This window comes from Desulfogranum marinum, assembly GCF_016918565.1.
Lineage (GTDB): Bacteria > Desulfobacterota > Desulfobulbia > Desulfobulbales > Desulfobulbaceae > Desulfogranum > Desulfogranum marinum.
Map to the genome: position 1 here is coordinate 1 of NZ_JAFFQD010000143.1, position 771 is coordinate 771.

Here is a 771-nt window from a genome sequence, read left to right on the forward strand (position 1 = left end):
ATTATTCTTGGCATTTGTAATTTCCAGATTCCGTCGTTTTGCCGCCCGTCGATGGTTATGGAAGGATAACATGATCCCTGGCAGCCTTGTTTTCGCTTCATCAAGAAGTCTGGCCAGAACACGAACAGAATCGAAAAGCAATTCAGAGTCATAGGGTGCATGAATATTGGTTTCGACAACGGTGCAGTCTACGCGCACCTTGCGGCCTTTCTCAATACCTGCGTCCTGGGCATAGCCGATCAACACCCTGTTGATCTCCTCCCATGTGGCTTCGGATATAGCTTTGATTGTTTTTTGCAGCGTTGATTTTTTAAAATGTTTCCCAAATGGGATTCTACAGAAAAGGCCATACGCCCTGGAATCAACCAGGCGAAATTCCAATTCTCTATAACTGCAGCCCTCTATTTGTTTTACGGATGCGGCGCGTATCACCTGCTCTGCAGTCATACCGCAGGCTCCACTTTTAGCATCGCTCTTTTGCGTTAATGAGCCAATATCTTGTAGAACCAGGTCGTATATGATAGTGTTTTCATCAAGTATATCACTGATCTTTTCCAACTCTTTCGCCTTGGGGTGGTCAGGGGCAGCCTCTGCTAAAGGTAGCTGTTGATTGTGAGTTTTTCGCATCTTTTTCGATTTCCGGAAATAGTTAATCAAGTAATTTTAGCGACTTACTAAAAAAACTTTACCAGAAATCGTAAAAAGAGCACCCCTTAAAAGGCGATTTTCTCTTACTAAATCAAATAAATAGCTTCTCGCGGACAGACACTA

The 771-nt window shown here is 43.5% G+C and carries 1 protein-coding gene; it reads right to left on the reverse strand.

The window, feature by feature from the left end:
• On the reverse strand, positions 1-627 hold a 627-nt coding region (locus tag JWH17_RS23235; protein ID WP_205225085.1), incomplete at its 3' end, for a transposase.
• Positions 628-771: the final 144 nt, after the last annotated feature.